General features: G+C 68.8%; 11 protein-coding genes and 1 pseudogene. 6 read left to right on the top strand and 6 right to left on the bottom strand.

The window, feature by feature from the left end:
* Positions 1-6 precede the first annotated feature (6 nt).
* The 3 genes from L0C25_RS08920 to glgA form a co-directional block, all read right to left on the bottom strand.
* Positions 7-1,107 (bottom strand): DUF4185 domain-containing protein, encoded by a 1,101-nt coding sequence (locus L0C25_RS08920; protein WP_271636123.1) that lies wholly within the window; start codon positions 1,105-1,107, stop codon positions 7-9.
* 87 nt (positions 1,108-1,194) lie between these two features.
* Positions 1,195-1,818 (bottom strand): hypothetical protein, encoded by a 624-nt coding sequence (locus tag L0C25_RS08925; RefSeq protein WP_271636124.1) that lies wholly within the window; start codon positions 1,816-1,818, stop codon positions 1,195-1,197.
* Between the two features lie 80 nt (positions 1,819-1,898).
* Positions 1,899-3,092, bottom strand: coding sequence for a glycogen synthase (gene glgA, locus L0C25_RS08930; RefSeq protein WP_271636125.1), 1,194 nt, complete (start codon positions 3,090-3,092; stop codon positions 1,899-1,901).
* A gap of 143 nt (positions 3,093-3,235) precedes the next feature.
* Here glgA and glgC point away from each other — a divergent pair, with 143 nt between their 5' ends.
* Positions 3,236-4,480 (top strand): glucose-1-phosphate adenylyltransferase, encoded by a 1,245-nt coding sequence (gene glgC, locus L0C25_RS08935; RefSeq protein WP_271636126.1) that lies wholly within the window; start codon positions 3,236-3,238, stop codon positions 4,478-4,480.
* A gap of 107 nt (positions 4,481-4,587) precedes the next feature.
* On the opposite strand, the gene L0C25_RS08940 is transcribed toward glgC, so the two are convergent.
* Positions 4,588-6,222: an alpha/beta hydrolase gene (locus tag L0C25_RS08940; RefSeq protein WP_271636127.1), complete on the bottom strand. Its 1,635-nt coding sequence runs from the start codon at positions 6,220-6,222 to the stop codon at positions 4,588-4,590.
* Positions 6,223-6,281: 59 nt separating this feature from the next.
* Between L0C25_RS08940 and L0C25_RS08945 the strand changes: the two genes are divergently transcribed.
* The 4 genes and pseudogenes from L0C25_RS08945 to L0C25_RS08955 all read left to right on the top strand — a co-directional run bounded on the left by L0C25_RS08945 (position 6,282) and on the right by L0C25_RS08955 (position 10,094).
* Positions 6,282-7,277: a pirin family protein gene (locus L0C25_RS08945; protein ID WP_271636128.1), complete on the top strand. Its 996-nt coding sequence runs from the start codon at positions 6,282-6,284 to the stop codon at positions 7,275-7,277.
* An 89-nt stretch (positions 7,278-7,366) separates the two neighbouring features.
* A pseudogene (locus L0C25_RS24210) lies at positions 7,367-7,582 on the top strand (FAD-dependent oxidoreductase); the annotation flags it as partial.
* Positions 7,542-8,780, top strand: a complete 1,239-nt coding sequence (locus L0C25_RS08950; protein WP_333908578.1) for an NAD(P)/FAD-dependent oxidoreductase — start codon at positions 7,542-7,544, stop codon at positions 8,778-8,780. The pseudogene L0C25_RS24210 and the gene L0C25_RS08950, both read left to right, overlap by 41 nt.
* A gap of 42 nt (positions 8,781-8,822) precedes the next feature.
* Positions 8,823-10,094 carry an NAD(P)/FAD-dependent oxidoreductase gene (locus L0C25_RS08955; RefSeq protein WP_271636130.1) on the top strand — a complete coding sequence of 424 codons (1,272 nt, stop codon included), beginning with the start codon at positions 8,823-8,825 and terminating at the stop codon, positions 10,092-10,094.
* 24 nt (positions 10,095-10,118) lie between these two features.
* On the opposite strand, the gene L0C25_RS08960 is transcribed toward L0C25_RS08955, so the two are convergent.
* Positions 10,119-10,529 carry a response regulator transcription factor gene (locus L0C25_RS08960; protein ID WP_271636131.1) on the bottom strand — a complete coding sequence of 137 codons (411 nt, stop codon included), beginning with the start codon at positions 10,527-10,529 and terminating at the stop codon, positions 10,119-10,121.
* 132 nt (positions 10,530-10,661) lie between these two features.
* Here L0C25_RS08960 and L0C25_RS08965 point away from each other — a divergent pair, with 132 nt between their 5' ends.
* The gene (locus L0C25_RS08965) at positions 10,662-11,783 is read left to right on the top strand and encodes a ScyD/ScyE family protein (RefSeq protein WP_271636132.1); all 1,122 of its coding nucleotides are present in this window, start codon (positions 10,662-10,664) and stop codon (positions 11,781-11,783) included.
* 91 nt (positions 11,784-11,874) lie between these two features.
* Here the strand turns inward: L0C25_RS08965 and L0C25_RS08970 are convergent, their stop codons facing one another.
* Complete coding sequence (locus L0C25_RS08970; protein ID WP_271636133.1) at positions 11,875-14,067, bottom strand: 3-hydroxyacyl-CoA dehydrogenase NAD-binding domain-containing protein; 2,193 nt, start codon at positions 14,065-14,067, stop codon at positions 11,875-11,877.
* Between the last annotated feature and the right edge of the window lie 14 nt (positions 14,068-14,081).

The raw sequence follows: 14,081 nt of genomic DNA on the forward strand, positions 1-14,081 counted from the left end.
TGGCACTCAGAGCATGCCGACGAACTGGCTCACGTGGTACGCCTCGGTCGTCCACTTCGACACCATCAGGTGCAGGTTGCCGGGTCCGGAGTTCGACCACGGGTGGATGAACCCGCCGTACAGGTAGGGCTCCTGCGCGAACGTCACCTGCACCACTTCGGGCGACCACGGCTTGTCCGGGCCCTCGGCGGTACGCGTGACGATCGCCGTGTCGCCCTCGCGCAGGTAGGACATCGCCCACGTACCGTCCTGGAGCTTGCGTACCGACGGCTCGCCCATCGAGCCCTCCAGGATCGGCGTACACGGGTTGTTCCAGTCCCACTTGCCGTTGGCGTAGCCCCAGCCCTGGTACGCGCCCTGGTCGAACATCGCGTCCCACGGCACCCGCCGCAGCATCATCGGGCCGACCTGGCGGCCGGGAGCGACCGAGAAGATGTAGACGTACCCGTCGTCGCCGCGCTGCATGGTCCACATCTGGAACGGGTCGTTGTTCGCGTCGTTGTTCCACCAGACGTACGGCGTCCGGGTGAAGTGGTTGCCGCTGTCGGTGGAGTGGGCGATCCCCGCGTAGTTCGTACGCCAGCGGGGCACGCCTTGGTCGTACCACTCGCGGATGCTCATGTACGAGATGATCTGGTCGCCGGTCTCGGGGAAGCTGATCCCGTCGTTGGGGATCACCGTGAACTCGGGGGTGCCCGCGCCGTCGTCGGTCTTGTGCCCGTTGTACATGATCTCGGGCGCGAGCCCGTCGCCTGCGACTCCGGCTGCGTTGTCGAAGACGATGCCGCCGGGGCTCCCCGGTTGACTTGCCGAGCGCAGCATCACCGGCGACCGCCAGTCCGGCCCGCCGGGAAGGGCCGAGCTGAACGTGTCGCCGAACAGGTAGCCGATCGAGCCGTTCTCGAGCACGTACGGTATGCCGAGGTCGGTGCCGACGACCCGCCAGCGCCGGTCGGGATCCTTGCCGACTCCGGTGATGGTCTGTTTGTAGACCGCGGCCGCACCGGCGCTCGGCAGCATCCCCTGCGGAAGTGCAGTGGTCCCGAGCGCAGCACCGAGGCCGAGACCGGTGGAGGTGGAGAGGAAAGCTCGACGGCTCAGTGCCATGGCAGTGTCCTTCTGTCCGGTGCGCCGCGATGCGCGCTTCGAACGCTAGCCCCGCCGACCCAGGTCGGGCCCTCCGTCGGCAGAGGGTCACCGTCCGGTGCGGCGCCGGTAGTAGCCGACCGTCAGCGCGGCGAGGAACGGTCCCCACAACACGAGCGGGAGGTACGCGATGCTGGCGACGGCGAACTGGTAGTCGTACTGGGCGAACGGGCTGTAGGAGGGGACGTCTCCCCATTGGATGGTCTTCGTGAAGACCGCGGTGAGCGCGGCCCAGCCCCAGAGCAGGGTGAGCACCACCGACCCGAGGGCAGCGGGAACGACGGCGAGACTGATCGGCACGCGGCGTCCACGCAGCCCGGGCAGCCAGCGGGGAAACACCTCACCCCACCGTGCGACCAGACCGATCGCTGTGAAGGCGAGCAGCTCGGAACCGATCGACAGCAAGACGACGTACAGCTCGATCGGGATCCACTCCGGGAGGTTGCCGTTGACGTCCGCTCCGGCGGGCGCCTCGTCCATCAGCGGTACATGAAGTGCGACGGTGAGTATCCGCCAGATGCTGCTCGGCAGGACCAGGAACGGGACCGCGTATGCGAGCAGCAGCGTCCGCCGGGGCACGCCGACGGCAGGCTCGTGTGCCGACCGCCACGCGGTGCGCAGCGGGCCTCTGGACGCGGTTCCGGTCGTCAGAACGTTCGTATCGCTTGACATGTGGCCGAATCTCGCATCGCGCGTGCCGCGAGAGATCGTCCGCTGAGGCGAACCGGGTCACTCCCGCGAGGGACGTGAGGTCAGGCGGACAGCACGCCGCGGTACACGTCGAGGGTCTGCTCGGCGACCGCCTCCCAGCTGAAGAGCTCGTACGCACGGCGTCGCCCGGCCTTTCCGTACGCGGTCGCGCGTTCGGGATCGGACAGCGCATCGGCCAGTACGGCGGCAAGGTCGCGCTCGAAGGCCGTGGGGTCGACCGGCGCCCCCGTGCCGTCGTCGAGCTGCTCGATCGGCACCAGCCACCCCGTCTCGCCGTCCGCGACCACCTCGGGGATACCGCCGGTAGCCGTCGCGACCACGGCGGTCTCGCATGCCATCGCCTCGAGGTTGACGATGCCGAGCGGCTCGTACACGGAGGGGCAGACGAACACGGTCGCTGCAGACAGCATGGCGACGACGTCGTGGCGGGCGAGGAGCTGCGGTATCCACACGATCCGGTCGTGCGTCGCGCGCAGCTCGGCGACCAGCGCCTCGACCTCTCGCTCGACCTCGCGGGTGTCGGCGGCGCCCGCGCAGAGCACCAGCTGCGTATCGCGCGGGAGCAGTCGTGCGGCGCGAAGCAGGTGCGGCAGACCCTTCTGCCGGGTCACCCGGCCGACGTACACGATGCTCGGCAGGTCGGGATCGGCGCCCAACGCACGCACCCGCGCCCGATCCGGGTGCGGCGCCCAGTCGTCGGTGTCGATGCCGTTGCGCACGACGGCGACGGCATCAGGGTCGATCGACGGGTAACACCGCAGAACGTCGGCACGCATCGCATCGCTGACGGCGATGACGCGGGCGGCGTTCTCGTACGCCTGCCGCTCGACCCACGAGCTGATCGCGTACCCACCGCCGAGCTGTTCGGCCTTCCACGGCCGCAGCGGCTCCAGGCTGTGCGCGGTGACGACGTGCGGTACGCCGTGCAGCAACGAACCGAGATGGCCGGCATGGTTCGCGTACCACGTGTGCGAGTGGACGACGTCGGCGCCGGCACAGTCGTCGATCATCGTCAGATCCGTTGCCAGGGTACGAATCGCCGCACTCGCATCGGCGAGTTCGACGGGCGTCAGGTACCCGGTCGTACCCTCCTCGTCGCGGGAGTCTCCGAAGCAGCGCACCCGAAGGTCGACGTCGTCACGCGCGCGGAACGCGGCCGCGAGCTCGGCGACGTGGACACCAGCACCGCCGTACACCTCGGGCGGATACTCGCGGCTCAGGATGTCGACCCGCATACGTTCTCCTCGTATCGACCCCGTTGCTCCACCGTAGCGGTCGCCGAGGTACGTCGTCCTGCCAATAGCGGGGTCGCCATCCGTCGGGACGACGTACCTCGGCGCGAACCCGGACCCGATGCGGGGGGTCTACGCTCGGCCGGGTGCGACGTACACGCAACCCCTCGGTGCTCGCGATCGTCCTCGCGGGTGGCGAGGGCAAGCGGCTGCTGCCGCTGACGGCCGACCGGGCGAAGCCGGCGGTGCCGTTCGGCGGCACGTACCGGCTGATCGACTTCACGCTGTCGAACATCGTGAACTCCGGCTACTTACAGGTCATCGTCCTGACGCAGTACAAGTCGCACAGCCTCGACCGGCACATCAGCACCGCCTGGCGGCTGCCGACCATGCTCGACGAGTACGTCGCGCCCGTGCCCGCCCAGCAGCGGGTCGGTAAGCGGTGGTATCTCGGCAGCGCCGACGCGATCTACCAGAGCCTCAACCTGATCCGCGACGCCCGACCCGATCTGGTGCTGGTGGCCGGCGCCGACCACGTGTATCGGATGGACTTCTCGCAGCTGGTCGCGGCACACCGCGAGACGGGCGCGGCCGCGACGGTCGGCGCGATCCGACGTCCGATCGGCGAGGCCGGGCAGCTCGGCGTCATCGAGGTCGACCCGACGAGCCCGCGCCGGATCGTCGACTTCCGGGAGAAGCCGGCCGCACCCGTGCCGCTGCCCGACAGCCCACACGAGGTGCTCGCGTCGATGGGCAACTACGTGTTCGAGACCGATGCGCTGGTCGAGGCGGTCTCGGCGGACGCGCGCAACGAGTCGACGAACCACGACATGGGCGGCGACGTCGTGCCCGCCCTTGCCGCGCGCGGTGAGGCGGCGGTGTACGACTTCCGCGACAACGACGTCGCCGGCTCGTACAACCGCGATCGCGACTACTGGCGCGACGTCGGAACCCTCGAGTCGTACCACGCGGCGCACATGGATCTCGTGTCGCCGCTGCCGGTCTTCAACCTCTACAACTACGAGTGGCCGACGTACACGCACTACGGTCCGCATCCGCCCGCGAAGCTGGTACGTGGCGCGAACGGCGAGCCCGCTCGTACCGAGGACGCGATCGTGTCCGCCGGTGCGGTCATCACGGGCGGCACCGTACGCGAGTCGGTGCTGTCGCCGCGGTGCTTCGTCGACGCCGACGCGGTCGTCACCGACTCCGTGCTCCTCGACGAGGTGTACGTCGGCAAGGGAGCCCAGGTGCACAACGCGATTCTCGACAAGGGGGTGAGCGTGCCCGCGGGCATGCGGATCGGTGATGACGCAGAGGCCGATCGAGCGAACGGGCTGATCGTCCAGGAGTCCGGGCTCGTCGTCGCCGAGAAGGGTCTCGCGTTCTAGGCCGCGTTCTAGCCCCACCCCTCCCGTGAGCCGCGCGTTTCGGCCGCAGATACTGCGATTTCGGGGCCAGAACGTGCGGCCCACGGGGGGTCAGCGCCTGGGCGCGGTCAGCTCCTGGGTGGGAACAACGTCCGGTTGGGCTTGCACACCGTGCCCGCGGCGGGCAGCTTCCGCGCGACCAGGTAACGGCCCATCGTGGCGGTGACGCAGCGACTCTCACCGATCGCACCGTGGCCCCAGCTGTCGAGCATCAGCAACCGGGAGCCGTCGAGGACCCGGTTCGCTGCACGCGCCCCACTGATGGGTGTCGCGGGGTCGTGCGAGTTGCCGATGAGCAGCACTGGCGCGGAGGTCTTCACCCGCCACGGTCCCCTGAACGCATCCGCCGAGGAACCCGGCCATCGAGCACACACCGACGACTGCCAGGTCCACAGTCGACCGAACCACGGCATTGCGTAGTCGTCGCGCTTACTCGCCTTGACCCACGCCTTCGGCCGCTTCGGATTGACCGAGTCGGAACAGCTCACGCCGGCGAATGCGTCGAAGTAGGTCCGCTTCCGCGCCCCCGCGTTCACGGCCGCGTACGGCCCGGGCAGCTCTCGGCGGATCGCACGCAGTCGCTCCTGCAGCCGCTTGACATCGGCAGCTGCCCGCTCGTACGCACGGGTGCCGGGCTTCGAGGTCGAGGCGCGGTGGAGGCCCTGCACATACCGCATCAGGTACCGGTAGTTCGAGCGCGAGTACAGGCCGCCGAGAACGTCGCTGACGAGCCACTCATAACGCAGCTTCTCGCCGCCGATGGTCAGCTTGCCCTTGCGCGCCTTCCGGACCACCGTGCGCCACATCTGGCCCACGTCACGCGACGCCCCGCAGCGCGTCTTGCCGACGCGTGCACATTCGTCGAGCGCGGAGGCCCACGCTTCGTACGCCCCATAGCCGCTGCGGAGACGGGTCGAGAACGGTAGCTTCTTGCCGGCCTTACCTCGTCCGGTCGACCACGCGACCGGGTCGAGGACGCCGTCGAGGATGAGCCCGCGGACCCGATCGGGGAAGAGCGCGGCGTACGTGGATCCCAGGTACGTGCCGTACGAGACCCCGTAGTACGTGAGCTTCTCATCGCCGAGAGCCTGTCGGATCAGGTCCATGTCGCGCGCGGTGTCGGCGGTCGACATGTTGTCCATGACGTCCGTGCCGTGCTTGGCGCAGAATGCCCGCAGGTCATTGTCGGCCTTGATCCATCGACCTTCCGCCTTGCGCATCAGCGGGAACGGCAGGTCGGGTCGCTTCGGCGGCTGGTGCCACTTGCCCTTGCAGATGACGGACGCCGAGCCGCCCACCCCACGCGGATCGACGCCGACGATGTCGAAGCGCTGTCGGACGGCCTTGCCGAACAGGTGTCCGGCGTCGAGTGCGAAGTCGGCGGCGCTCCCGCCCGGGCCACCCGGGTTGACGAAGAGGGTGCCGATGCGCCGCTTGGGCTTGTTTGCGGGGTCCCGCGTGAGCCGAAGACGGGTCTTTGCACCCTTGGGCTTGTCGTAGTCGAGCGGTACGCGCACCTGCGCGCAGTCGTACTTCGCGGCGCCCTTGCAGGCTCGCCAGTTGATATCCGGAACGGGCGCCTCGACTTGCGCCGGCTCGGCGGCGGTCGGCCCGCGGTCGGCATCGGCAGGTGCGCCGAGCAGCGAGGCGGCAAGACTGATGGCGCCGACCGCAGCGGCCGTACGTACGACAGCGAGTCGCATCCGATCCCCCTTCGACGGTGACTGCACCCTACTGCCGTTGGAGGTCGTACGCTGCGAGGGTGAGCAACCTCGAACGAGACCCGGCGGAGTCACTGTGCGTCGCCGACTCGAGCACGGGGCCGACGCTCGACGTGCTGCCCGGGCGACTCGTGCCGCTGAGCCCGAGACGACCGCTGGAGCAGGGCTCTGACGGTTCGGACCACGCTCGGGACGAGACGATCGTCAATCGGATGCTGCCGCAGCGGCACCGCCGGATGGTGGGTGCGTGGTGCTTCGTCGACCACTACGGACCCGACGACATCTCGACGACGCGGGGCATGCAGGTGCCGCCTCATCCGCACTCCGGGCTGCAGACCGTGAGCTGGCTGTACGAGGGCGCGGTGCATCACCAGGACAGCCGCGGCAGCGATCAGCTCATCTCGCCCGGCGAGCTGGGCCTGATGACTTCCGGCCGAGCGATCTCCCACTCGGAGGCGTCACCGCAGGACCGGCCGCGGTTGCTGCACGGTATGCAGCTGTGGGTCGCCCTCCCCGACGGGAGTCGCTCCGGCGAGCCCGGCTGGGAGCACCACCGAGACCTGCCCGCGGGTGAGATCGGCGACGCCCGGGTACGCGTACTGCTCGGCTCACTCGCAGACATCGAGTCGCAGGCACGTACGTACACACCGATCGTCGGTGCAGAGGTGCGCCTCGACGGCGAGACGTCCCTGCCGTTGCGCGACGAGTTCGAGTACGCCGTGGTCGTCGCAAGCGGCGCCGTGGAGATCGACGGCACGCGCGTAGCACCGGGCTCGCTCGCGTACCTCGGCCTCGGTCGCACCGAGCTCACCGCTTCGGGCAGTGCCGTGTTCCTCCTCCTCGGCGGCGAGCCGTTCGACGAGGAGCTGGTGATGTGGTGGAACTTCATCGGCCGCAGTCACGCGGAGATCGAGTCCATGCGCAAGTCGTGGATGGAGACCTCCGACTACGGCGTCGTCGACTCGTTCGGCGGGGAACGGATGCCCGCGCCGCCGCTCCCTCAGGTCTCGTTGCGCCCGCGCGGCCGGCAGGGCTAAGCCCCCGTGGGCCGCACGTTTCGGCCTTGCGAAATCGTTTTGGGTAGGGCACAAACGTGCGGCTCAGTGGGCGGACGTAGATTGCCTGGATGAGCACCCGTGCGTACCGCACCGAGAACACGAATGGCATCACCAACGGCGGCGTGTCTTTCTGGTACGACCAGATCGGCATCCCCGAGCGCGCGCCCGCGCTGGCCGGCGACACCACCGCCGATGTCTGCATCGTCGGCGCGGGGCTGACCGGCCTGTGGACCGCGTACTACCTTGCCAAACAACGGCCCGATCTGCGCATCGTGCTGCTGGAGAAGGAGTTCGCGGGCTACGGCGCGTCGGGCCGCAACGGCGGCTGGCTGTCGGCGGAGGTCGCCGGCAACCTCGAAGCGGTACGCGAAGACGGGCGGCCGCGAAGGAGTCACCCGCCTCGTACGCGAGATGGAGTCGGCCGTCGACGAGGTGATCGGCGTCTGCGCCGCGGAGGGTGTCGACGCCGACATCGTCAAGGACGGTGTGCTCCACGTCGCCCGATCGGAGCCGCAGCTCGCCCGGCTGGAGGCGACACTCGCCGCGAATGCGGAGTGGGGCATCGACGAGACCCACGAGCGGCGGCTGTCGCGTGCCGAGGTACGCGACCGGGTGCGCGTCGAGGGCGCCCTCGGCGCGATCTACAGCCCGCACTGCGCACGAGTACAGCCGGCGAAGCTCGTCCAGGGCGTCGCCGCGGCAGTGCGTCGGCTCGGGGTCACGATCTACGAGGGCACCGAAGTCACGGCGATCGAGGCCGGTCGCGCGGTGACGGGGCGCGGCGTCGTGCGCGCCGAGTACGTGCTGCGCTGCCTCGAGGGGTACACCGCGAGCGTCTCCGGTCGGCGCCGCGAATGGCTGCCGATGAACTCCTCGATGATCGCAACGGAGCCGCTGCCCGCCCAGGTGTGGGACGAGATCGGCTGGTCGGGTGCCGAGCTCGTCGGCGACAATGCGAATGCGTACAGCTACGCGCAGCGCACGGCCGACGGCCGGATCGCCATCGGCGGCCGGGGCCGGCCCTACCGCTTCGGCTCGCGTACCGACACCGACGGCGTGACCCAGGCGTGGACCATCGAGTCGCTGCGGGCGATCCTGCACAGTCAGTTCCCCGCGACGTACGGCCTGCCGGTCGCGCACGCGTGGTGCGGCGTGCTCGGCGTGCCGCGCGACTGGTGCGCGAGCGTGACCCTCGACCGCTCGTCGGGGCTCGGCTGGGCAGGCGGGTACGTCGGCAGCGGGCTCACCACGACGAACCTCGCCGGGCGCACCCTCGCGGACCTCGTGCTCGGCCACGACTCCGACCTCGTTTCGCTGCCGTGGACCGATCGTCACGTTCGGCCATGGGAGCCAGAACCCCTGCGCTGGCTGGGAGTTCAGTCGATGTACACGCTGTACAGAGAGGCCGACCGGCGGGAGGCCGCGGGGCTTCGGAGGCCGAGCCGAATCAGCCGGTTCGCGAACCTACTGACCGGTCGCTGAACCCCTCGCGAGGCGCCGTTGCCGAAAAGTTATGGTGGCCGCATGATGAGCGAACTCGGTCGCAATGGCGCGACCCCTCGGCGGGTGGCTGTCGTCGGCGGCGGCATGGTCGGACTCTCCACAGCGTGGTTCCTGCAGGACCGTGGCGTCGAGGTCACGGTGTACGAGCGCGACCACGTCGCGGCGGGCTCCTCCTGGGGCAACGCGGGCTGGCTGACACCGGCGCTGACCGTTCCCCTGCCCGAGCCCTCGGTACTCACGTACGGCGTGAAGGCCGTCCTCAGCCCGAGCTCGCCGGTGTACGTACCGGTGAGCGCTGACCCCGGCCTGCTGCGGTTCCTGAGCGGCTTCACCCGGGCCAGCACGGCACGCCGTTGGCGGCGCAGCCTGCGCGCGTACGCACCGGTGAGCCGGCGCGCGCTCGAGTCGTTCGACCTGCTCGCCAAGGCCGGCGTCGACTCCCCGACGCGCGAGACGGAGGCGTTCCTCGCCTGCTTCACCGACGCGAAGGCACGCGAGCACCTGGTCCACGAGCTGGACGAGGTACGGGCCTCGGGGCAGGACGTCGCGTACGACCTGCTCAACGGTGACGAGGCGCGCCGGATCACTCCCGCGCTGTCCGAGCGGGTCGGTGCCGCGGTACGCCTGCGCGGCCAGCGATTCATCAACCCGCCGGAGTACGTCGCGGCCCTTGCCGCTTCGGTACGCGAGCGTGGCGGCACGATTCTCGAGGGAACCGGCGTCGACGAGATCCGCGACGACCGCGACGGTGTCGTCCTCGACCTCGGCGGCGGCCGTACCGAGCGGCACGATGCCGTCGTCGCGGCGACGGGCACCTGGCTCGGCAAGCTGGCCCGCCCGTTCGGCGTCCGCAAGGTCGTACAGGCCGGCCGTGGCTACAGCTTCACGGTCCCGGCGGACGTACTTCCGGAGAATCCCGTCTACCTGCCCGACCAGCGGGTGGCGTGCACGCCGCTCGGCGACCGGCTGCGGGTCGCGGGGATGATGGAGTTCCGTCGCCCGGACGTCCCGATCGACCCCCGCCGGATCGAGGCGATCGTCGAGGCGGCTCGCCCGATGTTCGGCCCCGGTGTCGACTTCGACGACCGTCGCAGCGAGTGGGTCGGTTCGCGTCCGTGCACCGCCGACGGTCTGCCGCTGATCGGCCCGACGCGATCGCCGCGGGTGTACGCGGCGGGCGGACACGGCATGTGGGGCATCGTGCTCGGCCCGTTGACGGGCCAGCTGATCGCCGAGGCGATCACGAGCGGTCGTACGCCCGCCGAACTGACCCCCTTCGACCCGCTGCGCTGAGTCGACACCGCTCGGCGGCAGGACTCAATCCGGCAACAGGTCGAGCTCGCGCATCCTGATCGTCGCCGTGAGACGGTCGTGTACGTCCAACTTGGCGTACGCATGCTCGAGATGCTTGCGTACCGTCGCGGCCGAGATCTCAAGCCGGCGTGCGATCTGCTGGGCGCTCATGCCGCCGGCGAGCAGCGTGAGCACGTCGCGTTCGCGCGCCGTGAGCGCCACCGGCGGCGCCGAGACGACCGGCCGCAGATGCGCGCTGATCAACTCCAACGCCGCCGCGAGATACTGCTGGCACGCACCGCATTCGCGAAGCTCGGGAGTCGCTGCGAGCCGCTCGACGATGTCGGGCAGCAGGTCGGAGATGCTCGACACGAGCGCCGGCTCGGCAATTGCCCCCAGAGCGGCGGTGCTCGACTCTCCCGCTGTAGCAGTCATCTTCGCCCTCCCCGCTACGCCAAAGAGCGTATAGCGATGACGAGCGGCGCTGCGTACCTTTCCGATAAATGCCGCGTAACTTGACCCGTTTAGTGACGGAACGCGCATCAACGCTTACCCATTGGAGTCTCGATGAACACCAGAACCCTTAGTACGCGGGTGATCCCCAGTGCGCTGGGCGTGCTCGCCCTCGCTGGGTCGACAGTGGCGGCCGCCGATGCCGACCAGAGCCCGCCGGATCAAGCCAAGATGGCCAAACACAAGGTCATCGCCGACGAGCTCGACAACCCTCGGCAGCTCTCGCTGACTCCTGGTGGAAAGCTCCTGGTCGCTCAGGCTGGGCACGGGTCGTACGACCCGGCGAACTGCATCGGCGAGGGCGAGGAAGCTCAATGCGTCGGCGCCACCGGCAAGATCACCGTGATCGACTCGGGCGACCGATGGAACCCGATTGCGCATCTGCTGTCGGCGGCCGGTCCGGACGGTACGTTCGCGGTCGGCAGCGACGGCGCAAGCAAGCGCCGAGGGGGTCCGTACTACGCGATCATCACGTACGCGCCGCCCGACCTGATGCCCGAAGGAGTGCCGGGCGAGCAGGCCGGGAAGCTCATCGCCAAGAAGCCCGGCGGCAAGGCCCATGTGGTTGCCGACATCTCGAAGTACGAGGAGAACCACGATCCCGACGGCGAAGGTGTCGAGTCCAACCCGTACTCGGTTCTTGCGCAGAAGAAGCGGGTCCTCGTCGCCGATGCGGCCGGAGACACCGTCTATCAGGTTCGGAAGGGCAAGGTCCGGGTCTTTCACAAGATGAAGGAGTACGGCAAGAAGGTCGACGCAGTGCCGACGTCGCTCGCGACGGACGCACGCACGGGCAACATCCTCGTCGGCGAGCTGCACTCGGAGATGCCGGGCAAGGCCAAGGTGTGGTCACTGAAGCAGAACGGCAAGGTCGCGCGTACGTGGAAGGGCTTCACGACCGTCACCGGCGTGGCGCGTGCGAAGAACGGCACGCTTTACGTGAGCGAGCTGTTCGGCGGCACGTGCGGGTTCGAGGACATCCCGACGTGCTTCCCGGGTCGGGTCGTGCGGGTGCTCCCGAACGGCAAGCGCAAGGCGTACGCAGTCCCGTTCCCCGCGGGCGTCGTCGTGAAGCACGGCAAGCCGTACGTCGCGGCGTTCTCGATCGCCCCGTCGACGGGTGCGATGGGCAATCCCAACTGGAACGGCCAGATCTGGCGCCTCAACCAACGGTGAGGAGAGAGTTCTGGCCCCGCGGCGAGAGAATCCCGGCACTCGTCGCGGGCCAGAATCCTCTCGTCACAGGGCCAGAATCCTCTCGTCAGCGTTACTGGGCGAAGGTCTCGCGCTTCTCGGCCTTCTCGAGCAGCAGGGTCGGCGGGGCGAAGCGCTCGCCGTACGCCTTCTCGAACTCGACGGCCCGCTCGACGAATCCGGCCGCGCCGCCGACGTACCCGTCGATGTACTGCAGCGCGCCGCCGTAGTTGGGCGGGAAGCCGATGCCCATGATCGAGCCGATGTTGGCGTCCGCGACCGTACGCAGCACGCCCTCCTCGAGGCAGCGCACCGTCTCGATGGCCATGATGAACGTCATCCGCTCCTGGATATCGGCCAACGACATCTCGACGTCGTCGCGTACGAAGCTGTCCCACAGACCCGGCCAGAGGTACTTCTTGCCCTCCGCCGGGTACTCGTAGAACCCCGCACCCGCGGCCTTGCCCTTACGGTCGAACTCGCCGACCAGGGTGTCGATCACCTTCATCGCCGGGTGATCGCCGAACGCGAAGCCCTCGGCCTCCGCGGCCGCCTTGGCCTCGCCGTTGATCTTCTGGGTCAACGTCAGCGCGACCTCGTCGATCATCGCCAGCGGCGGCGCAGGGAATCCCTTGAGGGTCGCGGCCCGCTCGATGGTGACCGGGTTGACACCCTCGCCGAGCATCGCCGCACCCTCCATCACGAGGGTTCCGAAGACGCGTGAGGTGAAGAAGCCGCGCGAGTCGTTGACCACGATCGGCGTCTTCTTGATCTGCTTGGCGAAGTCGATAGCGCGCGCGATCGCCTCGTCGCCCGTACGTTCGCCGGCGATGATCTCGACGAGCGGCATCTTGTCGACCGGCGAGAAGAAGTGGATCCCGATGAAGTCGTCGGGACGCTTCACCCCGGTCGCGAGCTCGGTGATCGGCAGGGTCGAGGTGTTCGATCCCAGCAATGCGTCCGGCTTGACGATCGGCTCGAGCTCGGCGAACACCTGATGCTTCAGGTCGACCGACTCGAAGACCGCCTCGACAACGAAGTCACAGCCCTCGAGGTCGGCGTAGTCGGCCGTCGGCGTGATCCTGGCCAGGATCTCGTCGCGCTTCTCCTGCGTCATGCGGCCCTTCTCGACCTGCTTGTCGAGGAGCTTCGTCGAGTACGCCTTGCCCTTCTCGGCCGCTTCGACGCTGACGTCCTTGAGCATGACGTCGATGCCGACCTTCGCCGAAACGTAGGCGATGCCCGCGCCCATCATGCCGGCGCCGAGGACGGCGAGCTTGGTCGCCTTCGTCTGCTCGATGCCCTCGGGGCGTGAGCCGCCGGCGTTGATCGCCTGCAGGTCGAAGAAGAATGCCTGCGTCATGTTCTTGAACGTCTGCTTGGTGATCAGGTCGACGAGGTAGCGCGACTCGATGCGAGTCGCGGTGTCGAAGTCGACCTGGGCGCCTTCGACCGCCGCGCTCATGATGTTGCGCGGAGCGGTGTACGGCGCACCCTTCGTCTGCTTGCGCAGCGTCGACGGGAATGCCGGCAGGAACTGCGCGAGCTTCGGCGACGACGGCGTACCGCCCGGCAGCTTGTACCCCTCGCGATCCCACGGCTGGGTCGCGGCGTCTGCGTTGTCGGTGTTGGCGTCGATCCAGGCACGAGCCGCGGGTACGAGAGCGTCCGCGTCGTCGACCAGCTCGTCGACCAACCCGGCCTTGAGCGCGCGTTCGGGCTTCATCTGCGGCCCTTGGAGCAGCACATTCATCAGCGCTTCCTGCAGGCCGAACATCCGCACCGTACGGGTGACTCCGCCGCCGCCCGGGAGCAGCCCGAGGGTCACCTCGGGCAGGCCGAACAGCGACTTGCCGTCGTTGACGGCGATCCGGCGATGGCAGGCGAGCGCGATCTCGAGGCCGCCGCCGAGCGCGGTGCCGTTGAGTGCCGCGACGACCGGCTTGCCGATCGTCTCGATCGTGCGCAGTTGCCGCTTGACCGTCTCGACCTCCTCGAAGACGGACTGCGCGTTGTCCGGCGTCGCCTGGATCATCGTGTGCAGGTCGCCGCCGGCGAAGAACGTCTTCTTCGCGCTGGTGATCACAACGCCCTTGATGCGCTCGCGATCGGAGCTCAACTGGTCGACGGCGCGCCCCATCGAGGCGACGTACGCGGCGTTCATCGTGTTGGCGCGCTGTGCCGGATCGTCGAGCGTGAGCGTGGCGATGCCGTCGGCGTCGAGCTCGTAGCGGACCGCTTCGGCCGTAGTGGTGGTCTCAGTCATGTGTGAAGTCCTCT

This window comes from Solicola gregarius (assembly GCF_025790165.1).
GTDB lineage: Bacteria > Actinomycetota > Actinomycetes > Propionibacteriales > Nocardioidaceae > Solicola > Solicola gregarius.